The 16,055-nt window shown below is 62.3% G+C and carries 20 protein-coding genes and 3 tRNA genes; 16 read left to right on the top strand and 7 right to left on the bottom strand.

The window, feature by feature from the left end:
- The first annotated feature begins 209 nt into the window (after positions 1-209).
- The 4 genes from X727_RS159545 (at position 210) to X727_RS159560 (ending at position 4,222) form a co-directional block, all read left to right on the top strand.
- Positions 210-1,244 (top strand): extracellular solute-binding protein, encoded by a 1,035-nt coding sequence (locus X727_RS159545; protein WP_023833713.1) that lies wholly within the window; start codon positions 210-212, stop codon positions 1,242-1,244.
- Between the two features lie 97 nt (positions 1,245-1,341).
- Positions 1,342-2,769, top strand: a complete 1,428-nt coding sequence (locus X727_RS159550; RefSeq protein WP_023830719.1) for an amidase — start codon at positions 1,342-1,344, stop codon at positions 2,767-2,769.
- A 69-nt stretch (positions 2,770-2,838) separates the two neighbouring features.
- A complete protein-coding gene (locus X727_RS159555; RefSeq protein WP_023725772.1) occupies positions 2,839-3,528 on the top strand; it encodes a TetR/AcrR family transcriptional regulator in 690 nt (229 codons plus the stop codon).
- Positions 3,529-3,694: 166 nt separating this feature from the next.
- Positions 3,695-4,222 carry a DUF2569 family protein gene (locus X727_RS159560; protein WP_245260196.1) on the top strand — a complete coding sequence of 176 codons (528 nt, stop codon included), beginning with the start codon at positions 3,695-3,697 and terminating at the stop codon, positions 4,220-4,222.
- A gap of 126 nt (positions 4,223-4,348) precedes the next feature.
- On the opposite strand, the gene X727_RS159565 is transcribed toward X727_RS159560, so the two are convergent.
- Positions 4,349-4,424 (bottom strand) — tRNA-Thr (locus X727_RS159565).
- A gap of 158 nt (positions 4,425-4,582) precedes the next feature.
- On the opposite strand from X727_RS159565, the gene X727_RS159570 reads away from it, so the two are divergent.
- The 3 genes from X727_RS159570 to X727_RS159580 all read left to right on the top strand — a co-directional run bounded on the left by X727_RS159570 (position 4,583) and on the right by X727_RS159580 (position 5,606).
- Positions 4,583-4,765, top strand: coding sequence for a hypothetical protein (locus X727_RS159570; RefSeq protein WP_023667458.1), 183 nt, complete (start codon positions 4,583-4,585; stop codon positions 4,763-4,765).
- A 120-nt stretch (positions 4,766-4,885) separates the two neighbouring features.
- Positions 4,886-5,095, top strand: a complete 210-nt coding sequence (locus tag X727_RS159575; RefSeq protein ID WP_023688402.1) for a hypothetical protein — start codon at positions 4,886-4,888, stop codon at positions 5,093-5,095.
- A gap of 202 nt (positions 5,096-5,297) precedes the next feature.
- Positions 5,298-5,606, top strand: a complete 309-nt coding sequence (locus X727_RS159580; RefSeq protein ID WP_023667455.1) for a BA14K family protein — start codon at positions 5,298-5,300, stop codon at positions 5,604-5,606.
- A 74-nt stretch (positions 5,607-5,680) separates the two neighbouring features.
- Here X727_RS159580 and X727_RS159585 read toward each other — a convergent pair whose 3' ends face one another.
- Positions 5,681-6,049, bottom strand: a complete 369-nt coding sequence (locus X727_RS159585; protein ID WP_245261846.1) for a hypothetical protein — start codon at positions 6,047-6,049, stop codon at positions 5,681-5,683.
- A gap of 47 nt (positions 6,050-6,096) precedes the next feature.
- On the bottom strand, positions 6,097-6,915 hold the full coding sequence (gene bhcR / locus X727_RS159590; protein WP_023667454.1) for an HTH-type transcriptional regulator BhcR: 819 nt from the start codon (positions 6,913-6,915) through the stop codon (positions 6,097-6,099).
- Positions 6,916-7,119: 204 nt separating this feature from the next.
- On the opposite strand from bhcR, the gene gcl reads away from it, so the two are divergent.
- From gcl to X727_RS159605, 3 genes are all read left to right on the top strand, one after another.
- The gene (gene gcl, locus X727_RS159595; protein WP_023833712.1) at positions 7,120-8,910 is read left to right on the top strand and encodes a glyoxylate carboligase; all 1,791 of its coding nucleotides are present in this window, start codon (positions 7,120-7,122) and stop codon (positions 8,908-8,910) included.
- Positions 8,911-9,078: 168 nt separating this feature from the next.
- Positions 9,079-9,876, top strand: a complete 798-nt coding sequence (gene hyi, locus X727_RS159600) for a hydroxypyruvate isomerase (protein ID WP_023821365.1) — start codon at positions 9,079-9,081, stop codon at positions 9,874-9,876.
- Positions 9,863-10,981, top strand: coding sequence for a 2-hydroxy-3-oxopropionate reductase (locus tag X727_RS159605; protein ID WP_245274125.1), 1,119 nt, complete (start codon positions 9,863-9,865; stop codon positions 10,979-10,981). The genes hyi and X727_RS159605 overlap by 14 nt, the downstream gene beginning before the upstream one ends.
- 62 nt (positions 10,982-11,043) lie before the next feature.
- Here the strand turns inward: X727_RS159605 and rlmB are convergent, their stop codons facing one another.
- Positions 11,044-11,895, bottom strand: a complete 852-nt coding sequence (gene rlmB / locus X727_RS159610; RefSeq protein WP_023833710.1) for a 23S rRNA (guanosine(2251)-2'-O)-methyltransferase RlmB — start codon at positions 11,893-11,895, stop codon at positions 11,044-11,046.
- On the opposite strand from rlmB, the gene X727_RS1000000166080 reads away from it, so the two are divergent.
- The 3 genes from X727_RS1000000166080 to X727_RS159620 all read left to right on the top strand — a co-directional run bounded on the left by X727_RS1000000166080 (position 11,894) and on the right by X727_RS159620 (position 12,292).
- Positions 11,894-12,127, top strand: a complete 234-nt coding sequence (locus X727_RS1000000166080; RefSeq protein ID WP_023818201.1) for a hypothetical protein — start codon at positions 11,894-11,896, stop codon at positions 12,125-12,127. The genes rlmB and X727_RS1000000166080 overlap by 2 nt on opposite strands.
- Positions 12,106-12,190 (top strand) — tRNA-Tyr (locus X727_RS159615). Before X727_RS1000000166080 ends, X727_RS159615 begins: the two co-directional genes overlap by 22 nt.
- A gap of 28 nt (positions 12,191-12,218) precedes the next feature.
- Positions 12,219-12,292, top strand: a tRNA-Gly gene (locus X727_RS159620).
- A gap of 16 nt (positions 12,293-12,308) precedes the next feature.
- On the opposite strand, the gene X727_RS159625 is transcribed toward X727_RS159620, so the two are convergent.
- A complete protein-coding gene (locus X727_RS159625) occupies positions 12,309-12,698 on the bottom strand; it encodes a VOC family protein (protein ID WP_023688409.1) in 390 nt (129 codons plus the stop codon).
- Between the two features lie 98 nt (positions 12,699-12,796).
- On the opposite strand from X727_RS159625, the gene X727_RS159630 reads away from it, so the two are divergent.
- The gene (locus tag X727_RS159630; RefSeq protein WP_023833709.1) at positions 12,797-13,684 is read left to right on the top strand and encodes a helix-turn-helix transcriptional regulator; all 888 of its coding nucleotides are present in this window, start codon (positions 12,797-12,799) and stop codon (positions 13,682-13,684) included.
- On the opposite strand, the gene X727_RS159635 is transcribed toward X727_RS159630, so the two are convergent.
- Positions 13,681-14,157, bottom strand: a complete 477-nt coding sequence (locus X727_RS159635; protein ID WP_023833241.1) for a YidB family protein — start codon at positions 14,155-14,157, stop codon at positions 13,681-13,683. The two genes, X727_RS159630 and X727_RS159635, sit on opposite strands and share 4 nt — an antisense overlap.
- A 130-nt stretch (positions 14,158-14,287) precedes the next feature.
- Between X727_RS159635 and X727_RS159640 the strand changes: the two genes are divergently transcribed.
- Positions 14,288-14,545, top strand: coding sequence for a GlsB/YeaQ/YmgE family stress response membrane protein (locus X727_RS159640; RefSeq protein WP_023688411.1), 258 nt, complete (start codon positions 14,288-14,290; stop codon positions 14,543-14,545).
- A gap of 65 nt (positions 14,546-14,610) precedes the next feature.
- On the opposite strand, the gene X727_RS159645 is transcribed toward X727_RS159640, so the two are convergent.
- A complete protein-coding gene (locus X727_RS159645; RefSeq protein ID WP_023833708.1) occupies positions 14,611-15,573 on the bottom strand; it encodes a DMT family transporter in 963 nt (320 codons plus the stop codon).
- A gap of 312 nt (positions 15,574-15,885) precedes the next feature.
- Here X727_RS159645 and X727_RS1000000166075 point away from each other — a divergent pair.
- Positions 15,886-16,055, top strand: a 170-nt coding sequence (locus tag X727_RS1000000166075; RefSeq protein ID WP_245266236.1) for a GTP-binding protein, incomplete at its 3' end; no start/stop codon positions are given.

The following is a 16,055-nucleotide window of genomic DNA, read 5'->3' as shown; positions in this document are numbered from 1 at the left end:
CATATCATGTCGGCTTCGCCGGCGCACTGCCGGTGCCGATGATGCAGTTGTGTCGCTAAAAGATATTGACTGTATGTTTAGTAATTAATACCGTTGCCCGGGATACCGAGTTGGTCAGCCGGCATTCGCCGGTGAATGATCACCAGGACGAAGGGAACTTAGGGACTCGAGGCGCAATCCCGCCGGTCCCAACAATGGGAGACACAAGCATGCAGTTGAAATCGACCGCCACGGCGCTCGGCCTGTCGCTGCTGGCGATGACCGGCATTGCCCGCGCCGAGGGCGAACTCCAAATCTACAATTGGGGCAACTACACCAGCCCGGACCTGATCAAGAAGTTCGAGGAAAGCTACAAGGTCAAGGTTACCGTCACCGACTACGACTCCAACGATACGGCTCTGGCCAAGGTCCGCCAGGGCGCTTCCGGCTATGACATCGTCGTTCCATCGGCCAGCGTGATGCCGATCTGGATCAGCGAAGGCCTGCTCTTGGAAACCGATCCCAACACGATGGAGAACTTTAGAAACGTCGATCCGAGATGGGTCGACGTGCCGTTCGACCCCGGCCGCAAATATTCGGTGCCGTGGCAATGGGGCACGACCGGCATCTCGGTCAACAAATCGGTCTATGCGGGCGATCCGAACACCTCGGCGATTTTCCTCGATCCGCCGCCGGAACTCGTGGGCAAGATCAATGTCGTGCCCGAAATGGGAGACATCATGTTCCTCGCCATTGCCTATGAGGGCGGTAAGTACTGCACCGACGACAAGGTGCTTTTGAAGAAGGTGCATGACAAGCTCATCGAGGCGAAAGCGAAATGGCTGTCGCTCGACTACGCGGCCGTCGACGGTCTCGGCAGGGGCGACATTGCCGCCGGCGTCAATTGGAACGGCATATCGCTGCGCGAGCGGCTGGAGAACGACAAGATCGTCTACGGCTATCCCAAGGAGGGCTTTCCAATCTGGATGGACAATGTCGCGGTGCTCAAGGATGCCAAGAACGTCGAGAACGCCAAGCTCTTCCAGAATTTCATCATGGACCCGAAGAATGCGGCGATGATCTCGGCCTTCGCGCACTACGCCAACGGCATCAAGGGCTCCGAGCCCTTCCTGCCGGCCGATATGAAGGGCGCGTCCGAAGTGGATGTTCCGGCCGAATTTGCCGACAAGGGCCAATTCATGCCGGCCTGTCCCGCAGACGTCCAGGCGCTCTACACCAGGATCTGGACCGATCTGCAGAAATAGCAGCGCCGCCGGCCGAAGCTGACCAACATCGGGCCGCGCATCGCGGCTCGGCCATCCCCAATGCCAGATGCCGTAAAGCCGCCGCGGGAGATTTTTTATGTCCGATCTCGACCTTTGCTACATGCCGGCCAGCGAGGCGTTGCGGCTGTTCAAGGCGAAGAAACTGTCGCCTGTGGAACTGATGCAGGCCACCATCCGCCGCGCCGAGGCAACCAAGGCGACGATCAACTGCCTCACCTTCACGCATTTCGACGAGGCGATGGATCTCGCCAGAAAAGCCGAGGCGAAATACGCCAGAGGCGCAAGGACCGGCGCGCTCGAGGGCCTGCCGATCGGCATCAAGGATGAGAGCTACATCAAGGGCAAGCCGACCTCGCATGGCTCGCTGCTGTCCGGGGACGCCATTGGCGGCCATACCTCGACCATGAACGAGCGTGTCATGAAGGCCGGCGGCATCGTCCACGCCCGCACCGCGACGCCCGAATTCAGCTGCGCCGGTTATACCTGGTCGAAGCGCTGGGGCGTCACGCGCAACCCCTGGAACCCGGATTTCACGCCGGGCGGTTCGTCGGGCGGTTCGGCGGCAACGCTGGCCTCCGGCACGTCGTCGATCGCAACCGGCTCGGACATAGCGGGCTCAATCCGCATCCCTGCCTCGGCCTGCGGCCTGGTCGGTTTCAAGCCGCCTTACGGCCGCAATCCCGATGAGGCGCCGTTCAATCTCGATTTCTACTGCCACACCGGGCCCTTGGCCCGAAACGTCGGGGATGCGATCCTGCTGCAGAACGTCATGGCCGGGCCGAGCCCGCTCGACATCGCCACGCTGCGCCCGAAACTGCGCCTGCCGCTCGACTACAAGCCGATCAAGGGTTGGAAGATCGCATTCTCCATGGATCTCGGGTCCTTCGAGGTGGATGCGGACGTGCGCAAGAACACGCTCGCTGCCTGCGATGTGTTCCGCTCGCTCGGCGCCACCGTCGAGGTGGTGGACCTCGGCTGGGGCGACGAGGTGCTCAAGGCCGGCATGGCCTATCTCGAACATCTCTTCGGCGCCTCGCTGTCGCCGCTGCTCGCCAAGCACGGCAAGGACATGACCAGCTATGCCAGGCAGTTTGCCAACGACGGGCAGAAGTCGAAGGCCACGGACTTCGTCGCGACCTTGGACGTGGCGGCCAGGATGTATCTGACGCTGGGGCCGTTGCTGGAAAAACACGATGTGCTGATCTGCCCGACCAATGCGCTTCCCGCAGTGCCGGCGGAATTCGATCAGACCAAAGGCAAGGTCGAGATCAATGGACGAGAGGTGAACCCGTCGCTGGGCTGGGTGATGACGACGCCGTTCAACATGCTGAGCCGCTGCCCGGTTCTGTCCGTGCCGTCGGGCCGCGCCGCCAACGGCGTGCCCACCGGCATCCAGATTGTCGGCCGCACCTATAGCGACGCCGACGTGTTCCGGGCGGGTATGGCCTATGAGACGGCTCGTGGTCAGTGGTACACGAATGCCGGGACACGCCCGGCGCTGTGAGTCCGCAGGGCGCCGGCATCCCAAGGCAGCGGCGGGATGTTTCGGCCGCCGGGGAAAGGCCTGACGACAATGGCGCAACGCATAGCCACTCCGGATGCGGGAAAAAGCAAGGCGGCCAAGGGTGCGGCGAACGACGCTGCGCCCAAGGACCGCCGGCGCGAGCGCGGCGAAGCGAGCATCCAGCGCATCATCGACGCCACAATCGAGCTCATCGCGGAGGAGGGGCTGGCCAGCGTCACCATGCAGCGCATCGCCGAGCATGTCGGCTCGTCCAACGCACTGGTGGTCTTTCATTTTCGCAGCAAGGAGAACCTGTTCCGAGCCGTCCTGCAATATCTCAGCGACCAATATGACGCGCTGTGGCTGACGCTGGTGCGGGCGCCCGGCCTGTCGCCGGTCGAGCGGGTCTTGGGCGCGGTCGATTGCGCGCAACGCTTTGCCCGCCAGCATCCGAATTGGGTGTCGGTCTTCGTCGTGTTCTCCAGCGACCGCAAGAGCATGCAGCTCTACAACGAGATAGGCCTGCCCAGCGATCTCGCCTACACGGCCGAAGCGCGCGAACTGCTGATCGAGATTTCGCGCAGCGGCGGTTACACCGGCGTCGACATAGACACGCTGTCGGAGAGCCTGAATTATCTGGTTCACGGCGCCTGGTATTGGGACCATCTCAACCCGTCCAGCCGCGACACCGACGTGCTGCGCAAGACCATGCTGCTCCTGCTGCACCAGGCCTTTCCGCGGCATTTTGACTTGGGGTGAGATGCGGCCATTGCGAGCGACGAAAGCGTCCTCTGCAAACCTAAACCCGAAAATCTCTACGATGCCTTGATCTCTGTAAAAACGCTTGCACAATCCAGAGGTGCGAGCTAAACAACCCAGGGATGCATTCGAGGGTGGGTAAATGTGGCATTGGGCGATACTTCTGTTGCTGATTGGCGTGCCGGTTTTCTTCGCCGTCCGGTCGTCGCGCAAATCCTCACAGAGCCCAGATGACCTCGTGGGGTTCGGCGGCTGGCTGATCCTGCTGGCGATCAGCCTGTCCCTTTCGCCGTTGCGCACACTTGTCGATATGGCCAGTCTGGTCAAAACCTACCAACAGCTTGTTACAGTGCCCAACGGGGCCTTGGCCATCTATGGCGAGGCAGCCCTCAATCTGGCATTTCTGGTGCTTCAGCTGGTCGTGCTTGTTTCGATGCTGCGGCGAAGCCACCGCTTTCCGCAGCTGTTCATATGTCTGTGGTTCGCGATCCCTCTCTTATTCGTACTGGACACAGTTTGGATATCGACTGTTCTGGGTGTCCCGGTAAACCGTTTGCTTGCCGGAGGAGCTCTGGTTACACCTTTGGCATCCTTCATAGTCACAGGGATCTGGGCCGCCTACGTCTACAGGTCGGTTAGGGTGAGGAACACGTTCGGCGATACGGCAGCCATACAGGCTGCCACATTTTCCTAGAAGGTCCGACGGCTGCGAGTTGGCCTGATGTCGTGCTGCCAGCTCCGCCGAATAGAACCGTCGGCAGTCCTCCTTCGACTAACGAGCTTCGAGTGGCCTGCCACCCGAAGCTCGAAGAGCGAAGGGTGGTGCCCCCGGACGGAATCGAACCGCCGACCTTCGGTTTACAAAACCGCTGCTCTACCAGCTGAGCTACAAGGGCACGGCGCTCCGGTTAGCATATTTCGTGCGCCAGTAAAGACAAAACTCCGTTTTCGATCGCTAATGGACCCCGCCGAGGTGGGCGGGCCGCCATGCTGAAAACCGCCAATGCGATCCCTACATATCTCTCAGGTGCAAACGCATCGAACGGGGTGTCGCATGATCAGACTTGTCATCATCCTGCCGCTTGTCGTCATTGCCTGGCTGCTTGCGGTAAAGCTCATCAGGGACGTGAAGAGCGCCAATGTCGACTGGACCGGCATCGCCGCCATCGTCGGTTTTATCGCGATGGCGTTTTGGCTGCGGCATGTGACTGGGATGGGGATGAATGGTGAATGGTGAATGGGCGAACGCCTTTCGGACCATTGACTACTCACTACTCGCTCAAAACCTCGAACCTTTCACCACGTCACCGCGACTGATCTCCAGAGGCGAATGGTCGCCTCGATCAAGGAGATCATCATGTTGAAGCGCAGTCTTACTTCGGGCCTGGTCGCCATCTTCGTCGCCACCGGCGCGCTCGCCGGTACCGTGCAGTCGTCCTCCGCTCACAGCCATCATCACCACCATCACAAGCACCACGACAAGCCCTCTTGGTGGTGGAACCATCAACACAAGCACCATCACCACAAGCATCATCATCACCACGGCAAGGTGATCATCTTCCTTTGAGCGAGACGACCTGCCTCGCGGAAGGGCGGCTTCGGCCGCCCTTTTTTGCGTTGAGCGCTCGATCGATCAGATCTTGGTTTCCATCGGCTGATTTCCGGCCTTCAAGAAAATCCCAAATTCTTTCGAACCTTTTTCCGCGCCGAAACGACAGATGATCAAGAGGCGGATGGATCGCCTCTCGCAACGAAACAAGGAGATCGTCATGTTCACGCGCAAAATCGCTTCTGCCCTCATCGCCAGCACCGTCGCCGCCACCTCGCTGGTCGGCACCGTCCAGCCCTCGGCCGCCCACAGCCATCACCACAACCGCGAAATCGGCATCGGCATCGCCGCCGGCGTCGGCGGCTTCGTGCTCGGCAGCCTGCTCAACCAGCAGCCCCGCACCGTCTATGTCGACGACGAGGGTGGTTCCTGGCACGTCCGCCGCTGCGCCAATCGCTACGCCAGCTACGATCCGTACTCCGACACCTATGTCGGCTATGACGGCTACCGCCACTATTGCCGCCTCTAAGAGGAGGCTCCCCACAAGAAGGAGGGGCTGTACGCAGCCCCTCTTTCCTACATTTGAGCGCGTGGCAGTGTCAGCTACGGTTTGGAGATCGGTAATCCGGCTGCATGGCAGGTGCCGACAACACCACCGCTCGCATTCAGCGATTGATCGCCCATGGCGATGAGTTCGAAGCTGCTTCCTTCATCCGGATAGATCTTGGCGGCGAACGGTTGGTCTGTTGTATGACCACCGGACGATGACTTCGCGGCGACATGGCCGCAGACCACGATTTCCCGGCGGCCGTTGAGCGTCCGCTCGCCGGCGCGCATCGTCCCGAATTTGGCGGATACAGGATCCTGCAAATGCTGGCGAATGCCGATCGTGATTGTCTCCTCCAAAGCGAGCGAGATCGGAATCTCGCTGACTTGCTGGGAGACAGGGGCGGGCTCGGGCGCCGTCGCCACGCATCCGCACAGTGAAGCGGCGAGCAAAAGCTGAAGCGTTCTCCGCATTATGATCGGAACCCGCCGATCATCCTCGTCACCTCAGCGGCGGCGTCGCGCACCAGCGGCCCGATCTCGTCCAGCCGCTCCATCGTCACCCGCACCGTCGGTCCGGAGACCGAGACACCGCCGATCGGCTCGCCGAACTCGTTGAAAATGGCGGCGGCCACGCAGCGCATGCCGGGATGCCGCTCCTCGTCGTCGACCGACCAGCCGCGGTGCTTGATGACAGCCAGGTCATGGGCCAGCGCCGAAATGTCGGACAGCGTCTTGTCGGTGAAGCGCTGCAGGCCCGACTTGCGCAGGATGGCGGCGACGCGTTCCGGCTCGAGCTGCGCCAGCACCGCCTTGCCGATGCCGGAGGCATGGAACGAGCTGCGCGTGCCCGGGCGGAAGAAGGCGCGGATTGCCTGATGCGTCTCGACCTGGCTGACGAAAACGACGCAATCGTCCTCGGCGACGCCGAGATTGGCGGTTTCACCGGTCTTCTCCATCAATTCCTGCATGACCACGCGGGCCCGGTCGACAAGCTTGCGGCGGCGCAGGAAGGCGGCACCCATGCGGTAGGTCTCGACGCCGATCGACCACAGCTGGTCCGATGTATCGAACTCGACCATGCCGTGGTTCTGCAGCGTCGTCAGCATGCGGTAGGCGGTGGACGCCGCGAGCTCGCTACGCGCCGAAATCTCGCTCAGCGACAGGCCACTGCCTTCAGCGACGATGGCCAGGATGCGCAAGGCCCGGTCCAGCGACTGTACAGAACCGGCCTCGGACGGACCGTTGAAAGCGCGCGGCCGGCCGCGCTGGCGTTTTTCGCTGGTTTCCATGGCGGCATTGTCGCCGGTTTCGCCGAAATCGCAATGAAAAACTTTTTCATCAATTTTGATGGCCGGATTCATGGAAAACGAAAAAGCCAGTGGAATCAGTGTATAGAAGGGGTTTTCTCGAAATGAAAAATTATTCTGAAAAAATTGAAAAATGAAAACGACACTGGCATTGTCAACCAACCAACAATCTTGAGGAGGCTGGACATGGCCAGGATGCGCGCTGTCGATGCAGCGGTTCTCGTTCTCGAAAAGGAAGGCATTTCCTGCGGCTTCGGCGTGCCGGGCGCGGCGATCAATCCGTTCTATTCGGCGCTGAAGGCGAGGGGCTCGATCCGCCACATCCTGGCGCGCCATGTCGAGGCGGCCTCGCATATGGCCGAGGGCTACACGAGAGCCAAATCAGGCAATATCGGGCTGTGCATCGGCACGTCGGGCCCGGCCGGCACCGACATGGTCACCGGGCTCTATTCGGCGGCGGCGGACTCCATCCCGATCCTGTGCATCACTGGTCAGGCGCCGCGGGCACGGCTCAACAAGGAGGATTTCCAGGCGGTCGATATCGCCGCCATAGCCGCACCCGTCGCCAAATGGGCGGTCACGGTCATGGAGCCCTATCTCGTGCCGATGGCGCTGCAGAAGGCATTTCACCTGATGCGCTCGTCGCGACCGGGCCCGGTGCTCATCGACCTGCCGGTCGACGTGCAATTGGCCGAGATCGAATTCGATATCGATGCCTATGAACCGCTGGTCCCGTTCAAGCCGGCAATGTCGCGCGCCCAGGCCGAAAAGGCCTTGGCGATGCTCAATGCCGCGGAAAAGCCGCTGATCGTCGCCGGCGGCGGCATCATCAACGCCGATGCGTCGGATCTGTTGATCGAATTCGCCGAGATAACGGGCGTGCCGGTCATCCCGACGCTAATGGGCTGGGGCGCGATCCCCGACGACCACCGGCTGATGGCCGGCATGTGCGGGCTGCAGACCTCGCATCGCTACGGCAATGCGACGATGTTGGAAGCCGATTTCGTCTTTGGCATCGGCAATCGCTGGGCCAACCGCCACACCGGTTCGGTCGATGTCTACACCAAGGGCAAGAAATTCATCCATGTCGACATCGAACCGACCCAGATCGGCCGGGTGTTCGCGCCGGATCTCGGCGTCGTCTCGGACGCCGGTGCGGCACTGAAGATGCTGCTCGACGTCGCCACCGAATGGAAGACGGCAGGAAAGCTGCGCGACTGGTCGGGCTGGGCGAAGGAATGCCAGACCCGNCAGACCCGCAAGAAGACGATGAAGCGCAAGACGCATTTCGAGCAGGTGCCGCTGAAGCCGCAGCGCGTCTATGAGGAGATGAACAAGGCGTTCGGCCGTGACACCACCTACGTCACCACGATCGGCCTCTCGCAGATCGCCGGGGCGCAGTTCCTGCATGTCTACAAGCCGCGCAACTGGATCAATTGCGGCCAGGCCGGCCCGCTCGGCTGGACGCTGCCGGCAGCGCTTGGCGTGCGCGCCGCCGATCCGGATCGCAACATCGTGGCGCTGTCGGGCGACTACGACTTCCAGTTCATGATCGAGGAACTGGCGGCCGGCGCACAGCACAAACTGCCGTATATCCATGTCGTCGTGAACAATGCCTATCTCGGCCTGATCCGCCAGGCGCAGCGCGGTTTTGCGATGGATTTCGAGGTGAGCCTGGCCTTCGAGAACGTCAACCGCGCCAACGATCCGGAGGCCGGCTACGGCGTCGACCATGTCGCGGTCGCAGAAGCGATGGGCTGCAAGGCGGTCCGGGTGCGCAAACCGGAAGAGTTCGCCGGCGCGTTCAAGGAAGCGCAGCGGCTGATGAAGGAATACCAGGTGCCGGTGGTGCTCGAATTCATCCTCGAGCGCGTCACCAACATTTCCATGGGCACGGAAATCGACAAGATCACCGAATTCGAGGACCTTGCCGAAAGCCATGAGGATGCGCCGACGGCGATTGTGTTGCTCGATTAGGCGCGCCGATATTCAGGTGAGACAGGCCTGCAAACGGCGCCTTCCTGCGCTTCCGGTGCTCACGTACAGAAAGTACGTTCCGCTCCGGTTGTCGAAAGTCACCGTTTTCGACTCTGCCCGACCTGAATCTCAACACGCCTAGGGCCAAGCAGAAGAAGGAGAAAAAGAGTGCCGCGTTTTTCAGCCAATCTGTCGATGCTCTTTGGCGAGCATGAGTTCCTCGATCGCTTCGATGCCGCAGCCCGCGCCGGCTTCAAGGGCGTCGAATATATCGGCCCCTATGATCATACGCCTGACGTGGTCGCGGCCCGGCTGAAGAAGAACGGCCTGACACAGGTGCTATTCAACCTCCCGGCCGGCGACTGGGGCAAGGGCGAGCGCGGCATCGCGGTTTTGCCAGACCGCGCGCCGGAATTCCGGCAAGGCATCGCCAAGGCGATCAGCTATGCCCATGCGCTCGGCTGCGAGCAGGTCAATTGCCTCGCCGGCATCGCGCCGCAGGGCGTGGATCGTTCGGTGCTGGAAAATACTTTAGCCGAGAACCTCGCGTTTGCGGCCGAGAAACTGGAGCAGGCCGGCATCCGGCTTTTGATCGAGCCGATCAACACGCGTGACATCCCGGGCTTCTTCCTGAACTATTCGAACCAGGCGCTGGCGCTGATCGACCGCGTCGGCTCGAAGAACCTCTATCTGCAATACGACATCTATCACATGCAGATCATGGAGGGGGATCTCGCCCGTACCATCGAGGCAAACCTTGGCCGCATCGCGCATATCCAGCTTGCGGACAATCCCGGCCGTCACGAGCCGGGGACGGGCGAGATCAATTATCCCTTCCTCTACGAGCATATCGACCGGATTGGTTATTCCGGCTGGGTCGGGGCGGAATACAAGCCGAAGGCGGGGACGGAGGCCGGGCTGGAGTGGTTCAGAGAGCTGGCCGGGCAGGGGAGTGCTGCGGCTTAGCTGTTGCAATTTGAAGTCGCGTTCCTTCGCGCCCCCCTCTGGCCTGCCGGCCATCTCCCCCACAGGTGGGGAGATCGGACGTCATCCCGGCTTTCGCCAATCCCCAACATTGCAGGGTGAGCGAGGCGCCGAAACTGCCAATCTCCCCACAAGTGGGGGAGATTGGCCGGCAGGCCAGAGGGGGGCGCGAAGGAACTCAGCCTCAACAAAGGAGACAACAATGGAAACCATCGGCTTCATCGGCCTCGGCATCATGGGCGCGCCGATGGCGGGGCATCTGCTCAATGCCGGCTACACCGTCGTCGCCAGCGACCACCGCTCGAAGCCGCCGGCCGATCTCGTCGCCAAGGGCTTGAGAAGCATCACCGGCCACGCGGCAGTGGCCAAGGCCGCAGATATCATCATCACAATGGTCCCAGACACGCCGCAGGTAGCCGACGTGCTGTTCGGCGACAATGGTGTCGCTTCCGGCCTGAGCAAGGGCAAGCTGGTCATCGACATGAGCTCGATCTCGCCGATCGAGACCAAGGTTTTCGCCAAGAAAATCAACGATCTCGGCTGCGACTATCTTGACGCGCCGGTGTCGGGCGGCGAGGTCGGCGCAAAGGCGGCGTCGCTGACCATCATGGTCGGCGGCGAGGACAAGGCGTTCGAGCGCGCCAAGCCCGTGTTCGAAAAGATGGGCAAGAACGTCACGCTTGTCGGCCCGAACGGCGTCGGCCAGACCACCAAGGTTGCCAACCAGATCGTCGTGGCCCTGACCATCGAGGCGGTCGCCGAGGCGCTGGTCTTTGCCGCAAAAGCCGGCGCCGACCCCGCCAAGGTCCGGCAGGCGCTGATGGGCGGGCTGGCGGCATCGCGCATCCTCGAGGTGCATGGCGAGCGCATGATAAAGCGCACCTTCGCGCCGGGCTTCCGCATCGAACTGCACCAGAAGGATCTCAGCCTGGCGCTGGAAGGCGCCAAGGCGCTCGGCGTCTCATTGCCCAACACCTCGACGACGCAGCAGCTGTTCAACTCGTGCGCGGCGAATGGCGGGGCGAAAGAGGATCATTCGGCGCTGGTGCGGGCGCTGGAGCGGATGGCGGGACATGAAGTGCGGTGAATGGTGAATGGTAAGAACGCTTCCATTCACCATTCACCATTCACCATTCACTATTTCACCATTCACTTTCCAAGGAATTTCCGTGCCGCATAAAGGCTCACCGCCGCGGCGTTCGACACGTTGAGCGAGCGGATGGCGCCGGGCATGTCGAGGCGGGCGAGTGTCGTCACCGTCTCGCGCGTTTTCTGGCGCAGGCCCTTGCCTTCGGCGCCGAGCACCAACGCTATCTTTTCGCCTGAAAAACTCGTTTCGAGTTCGGCCGGCCCATCGGAATCGAGGCCAATGGTCTGGAAGCCGGCTTCGTGCAGCTGTTCCAGCGCGTCGGCCAGGTTCTTCACCTCGATCTGGTCGATATGTTCCAGCGCGCCGGAGGCGGATTTGGCCAGCACGCCGGATTCCTGCGGGCTGTGGCGGGCCGTGGTGATCAGCGCACCGGCGCCGAAGGCGACCGCCGAGCGCAGGATGGCGCCGACATTGTGCGGGTCGGTGACCTGGTCGAGCACCAGCACCAGTTTGGTATCGCCGAGCGCGTCAAGGCGCTTGGGCTTCAGCGGCTCGGCCTCGATCAGCACGCCCTGGTGGACGGCGTCCGAACCGGTGATCTTGTCGATGTCCTTCGGCTCGACCAGTTCGGCCTTGAACGGCAAAGCGGCGAGGTCGGCGATCGCCAGCCGCTCGGCGGCATTGCGCGTCACCAACATCTTTCTGATCCGCCGGCGCGGATTGTCGAGCGCGGCGCGCACCGTGTGCAGGCCATAAAGCCGCACCAGCCCGTCGGCGGCGTTCTCGCCCGGCGGCACCGGCTGGCGCGGCCGGAAGGCGGGCGCGCCGCCGGCCTTCTCGTCGCGATGGGCGCGGCGCAGCTTGGCGTAATGGGTGTCTTTGGCGGTCTTGGGCGTGTTGTCATTGCTCATGGCCGGCTTCTATAGCCGCGTCGCCGGGCTGTGGATACAGGCAGAAACCCGGCTTGCCGGGCAGGCTGTCAAATTCAGCGCATTTTGCCTTGGGGTGCGGTTGACACCCACTGGCCTTGCCGCCATAAGGCGCTTCGCTGATTTCGGACAAAACCCTGGTTTCGACCTGATCGGCGAGAATGCCTCGTTGCAAGGCTTCGACGGCAGGCTGGAGAGGTGCCCGAGTGGTTAAAGGGGACGGACTGTAAATCCGTTAGCTTAGCTTACGTTGGTTCGAATCCAACCCTCTCCACCACTGCCAGCCCGCGAACCTTGAGGACGATGCGGGTATAGCTCAGTGGTAGAGCAGCAGCCTTCCAAGCTGAATATGCGGGTTCGATTCCCGCTACCCGCTCCAAACTCCCCACTCCGCATCAGATCTCAGCGAATATCTCGACAACGTTGCCGTCCGGATCGCGGAAGAACACTGTTCTGTGGCCCCATTCCTGGTCGGTGAGCGGCAGGACCGGCTGCACGCCCTTGGCCTGAAGCGCCTCGGCGCAGGCAGCGACCATCTCCGGCGCCACCCGGAATGCCAGCTGCAGCGACAGCGCATCCCGCTGCTGCGGCGTGTCGTTGAACATCATGCCGAGGCTGGTCAAGGCCAGCGTGTTCGGGCCGACCCGATATTCGATCCACCTGTCGCCGAGTTCGCGCTGCAGATCAAATTCCATCACATCCCCGTAGAAGTGCCGCATGGCGGCCATGTCGCGGGCGAAGATGACGGTGTAGTCGATCTGACGGATTTCATTGAGCGCGTTCATTGTCGAAGTCCCGTGGGCTGATGTTCGGTCGCCCGCAACCTAGCTTTCCTTTAAAGTAGTACAAGACTATAGCTTATACTGGTATCGGAGGTGACTGCATGCCATACGACGGCCCACGGCGCGATGAGCTTGCCCGCTTCCTGCGCGAGCGGCGGGACCGCTTGCCGCGGATCGATGGCGCCAATGGCCGCCGCCGGGCACCGGGCCTCAGGCGCGAAGAGGTCGCCGCCGAGGCGGGGATCAGCACCACCTGGTACACCTGGCTCGAGCAGGGACGGGAGGTGAACGCGTCGCCGCAGGTGCTTCGCTCGCTGGCGCGGGTGCTGAAGCTGAGCCGGTCCGAGCAGGCCTATCTGTTCCAATTGGCGCGGCCCGATCTCGACTGGCGAAACCGGCTCGGCGAGCAAGGCCTGCCCAGCGCGCCGTTGCTCAGCCTGCTCGACGGGCTGGCGCCGCACCCGGCATATGTCGTCAATCGCTATTGGCAGGTCGTCGCCTGGAACCACCCCGCGGCGGTGCTGCTCGGGGATTTCGAGACGGATGATGAGTGGTCCGGCAGCCTGCTCGCCCGGCTGTTTCTCGACCTGGAATGGCGGCAGCGCTTTGTCGACTGGCCGGAGGTTTCGCGCTCGGCGGTCGCGCAGTTCCGGCTTGCCACTGTTGCCATGACTCGCGATCCGGTGCTGGCCGCCCTGGTTTCGTCACTGGAAGCGGCAAGCGAAGCGTTCGCCACGTGCTGGAACAGCCACGACATCGCCGAGCCACCGATCTGGCGGAAATCCATCCGGCACCCTCTCGTCGGCGCAATGGCGTTCGATTTCGCCACGCTGCAGCCGGGCGGCCGCGACAGTGATTTCTCGGTTTCCCTCTACACGCCGGTCGATGCGTCGACTGCCAGGCGGTTCGCGGCGCTGGTCGAAGCAACGCCCGACAGCCGCAAGGCGGTGCCGGGCGTGTTTGCGCGTGATGCAGGCGCAGAAGTCTAGCTGTTGAAGGCGGACGCGACCTGGTGTTGCTGCGGCACCTGTCCGTTCGGCGTCAGTCTGTCGACAATGCCTGGCAGGGCTGTGGACAATTGCTTGAGCAACTCCTGCTCGTCCAGTCCGGTCCTTTGCGCGATCTCTCGAATGACCTGCGGGCCGATCGCCTTGCCCAGATCATTGGCGTTGATCGGCTGGTTCTGTCCGGTGCCGACCCAGGAGTCAGCGACATTGCCTTGGCCGGCAGTCTTGAGCTTGTCGAGCAGTCCGCCCAGTCCGCCAAGCAGGCCGCCATCCCCTGAGGCCGTGGTGCCGGTGGGGGCTGGCGTTTGAGGTGGGGCGGGCTCGCCCGTCTCTCCGTCACTCGTCTGTTCGGCGCTTCTGCCGCTCAGCATCTTTCCGACCAGCAGCGCGCCGAGCGCGATCATCAGCGGTTTGGTGATGTTGCCGCCGGGTACGGCGTTGTCAAAGAGTCCCATAGGTCAATCCTCCATAACGGCCAAGCCCGTCCCGCCGGCTACAATGGACCATGCGGGCGGAATTTCAAGTTGGCTTGAGCTTTTGACAATCATGTGACCATGATCGGCGGGCGGGGAATGGAGAGGAAAAATGGGCATTATCAGTTGGATCATCCTCGGCGTCATCGCCGGCTTTATCGGCAGCAAGATCGTCAACAAGACCGGCCAGGGCTTGATCATGGATATCGTGCTCGGCATTGTCGGCGCCATCGTCGGAGGGCTGATCTTCAGCGCCTTTGGCGCCACGGGTGTGACCGGCCTCAACATCTGGAGCCTGATCGTCGCCATCATCGGCGCGGTGGTCGTGCTGTGGGCCTATCACCAGTTCTCCGGCAAGCGAACGCTTTAGGCACCAGTCTGCCGACTGGCTGACCGCAGGACGGCCAAACCTGCTTCGACGCGTTGACTTGAAGGTCAGGCGACGACGGTCAGCCTGCGCTTGCGTTCATCAAGCGAGACGATGGTCAGCCCGCTCGCGACCACCAGCAGGATGCCGCAGACCGCCAGGGCATTCGGGAACTGGCCGAACACCAGAACGCCTNGCCCGCTCGCGACCACCAGCAGGATGCCGCAGACCGCCAGGGCATTCGGGAACTGGCCGAACACCAGAACGCCTGAGATGACCGCCCAGACGGTGAAGCAGTAGTAGAACGGCGCCACCACGCCGGTCGGACCGACGCGATAGGCCATGAAGATGAAGAAATGGCCGAAGATCAGGAAGAATCCGGCGCCGGCCATGAGCAGCAGGTGCCGGGCTTCCGGCATGACCCAGCGCTCGGAAACGAGATGCGCGGCGCCCGCGCCGATCAGCACCACCACGACGGCGGAAATGGCGACGATCATGCCCGGCACCTCGGCCGCGACCCGCCTGCCCGCAAGATCGCGCGCCGCCGCCAATGCCGCGTTGCCGAGCGCCAGCAACGCATAGACCGAGATGCCCTGCATGGTCGGCTGGGCCACCATAAGCGCACCGATGAAGCCGAGCCCGATCAGCGCCATGCGCACGCCGCCGATCCGTTCGCCGAACAGGATGGAGGAGCCGACCAGCATCAAAAGCGGGGTGATCTGCCCGAGCGCGGTCGAATCGGCGATCTGCATGTTGGCCAGCGCCACGACGTAGCAAAGGATGGCCGCCAGCTCGAGCAGGTTGCGGCGCAGCACGCGTTTGTCGAAGATCAATGGAATCTGCCTGCCATAGCCCAGCAGGAACAGCAGCGGCATGCCCCATAGCGTGGCCGCGACCCCGCGCAGGAACAGCACTTCATAGGACGGCAAGCCCGCGGTCGCGAGTTTCATCATCGTGTCGTTGACGAGGTACGACCCCGTCGAAACGATCATGAACAGCGGGCCGCGTATGGAGGTCGGTATGAATTGCATGGGGCAACCAAATCAGACCGCCGCCGTAGCGGCAATGGGCCAGGCGCCGGCTGCACATCCGGCAGGCAAAGGCCAGGACATGGGCGGGACAGGACATGGGCGGGAATAGCAAACAGGTGCTGGAGCCCGCAGCCCCCATTTCATTTCCGCTCGCGCGTTCCTATATCAGCGCCACATCCCGCAATCGGATCATCGGTTGAGACCGAGTGGACAGCGCACCCGGCCACAAGGCACTTGTGTTTTTCGGCCGTAGTCGCTAATCGCCCCGCATTCGACTGAACTGAAGGTCAAGGCCGTCCAAGGAAAGAGACTATGGCAAAAGGTAAATTCGAGCGTAACAAGCCTCATGTGAACATTGGCACGATTGGCCATGTCGATCATGGCAAGACGTCGCTGACGGCGGCGATCACGAAGTATTTTGGCGAGTACAAGCGCTACGACCAGATCGATGCGGCGCCCGAAGAGAAGGCCCGCGGCATCAC

It is taken from the genome of Mesorhizobium sp. L103C105A0 (assembly GCF_000502215.1).
GTDB lineage: Bacteria > Pseudomonadota > Alphaproteobacteria > Rhizobiales > Rhizobiaceae > Mesorhizobium.
Note: the sequence above shows the minus strand (reverse complement) of the source record. Positions and strands in the feature narration are given on the sequence as shown.

Excerpts from the sequence above, each read along its gene's own strand:
- X727_RS159550 (WP_023830719.1), top strand. The coding sequence starts at position 1,342 with ATGTCCGATCTCGACCTTTGCTACATGCCGGCCAGCGAGGCGTTGCGG.
- X727_RS159625 (WP_023688409.1), bottom strand. The coding sequence starts at position 12,698 with ATGAACGCGCTCAATGAAATCCGTCAGATCGACTACACCGTCATCTTC.
- X727_RS159545 (WP_023833713.1), top strand. The coding sequence starts at position 210 with ATGCAGTTGAAATCGACCGCCACGGCGCTCGGCCTGTCGCTGCTGGCG.
- bhcR (WP_023667454.1), bottom strand. The coding sequence starts at position 6,915 with ATGGAAACCAGCGAAAAACGCCAGCGCGGCCGGCCGCGCGCTTTCAAC.
- rlmB (WP_023833710.1), bottom strand. The coding sequence starts at position 11,895 with ATGAGCAATGACAACACGCCCAAGACCGCCAAAGACACCCATTACGCC.
- X727_RS159640 (WP_023688411.1), top strand. The coding sequence starts at position 14,288 with ATGGGCATTATCAGTTGGATCATCCTCGGCGTCATCGCCGGCTTTATC.
- X727_RS159555 (WP_023725772.1), top strand. The coding sequence starts at position 2,839 with ATGGCGCAACGCATAGCCACTCCGGATGCGGGAAAAAGCAAGGCGGCC.
- X727_RS159635 (WP_023833241.1), bottom strand. The coding sequence starts at position 14,157 with ATGGGACTCTTTGACAACGCCGTACCCGGCGGCAACATCACCAAACCG.
- X727_RS159575 (WP_023688402.1), top strand. The coding sequence starts at position 4,886 with ATGTTGAAGCGCAGTCTTACTTCGGGCCTGGTCGCCATCTTCGTCGCC.
- X727_RS159630 (WP_023833709.1), top strand. The coding sequence starts at position 12,797 with ATGCCATACGACGGCCCACGGCGCGATGAGCTTGCCCGCTTCCTGCGC.
- X727_RS1000000166080 (WP_023818201.1), top strand. The coding sequence starts at position 11,894 with ATGGCCGGCTTCTATAGCCGCGTCGCCGGGCTGTGGATACAGGCAGAA.
- X727_RS159570 (WP_023667458.1), top strand. The coding sequence starts at position 4,583 with ATGATCAGACTTGTCATCATCCTGCCGCTTGTCGTCATTGCCTGGCTG.
- X727_RS159580 (WP_023667455.1), top strand. The coding sequence starts at position 5,298 with ATGTTCACGCGCAAAATCGCTTCTGCCCTCATCGCCAGCACCGTCGCC.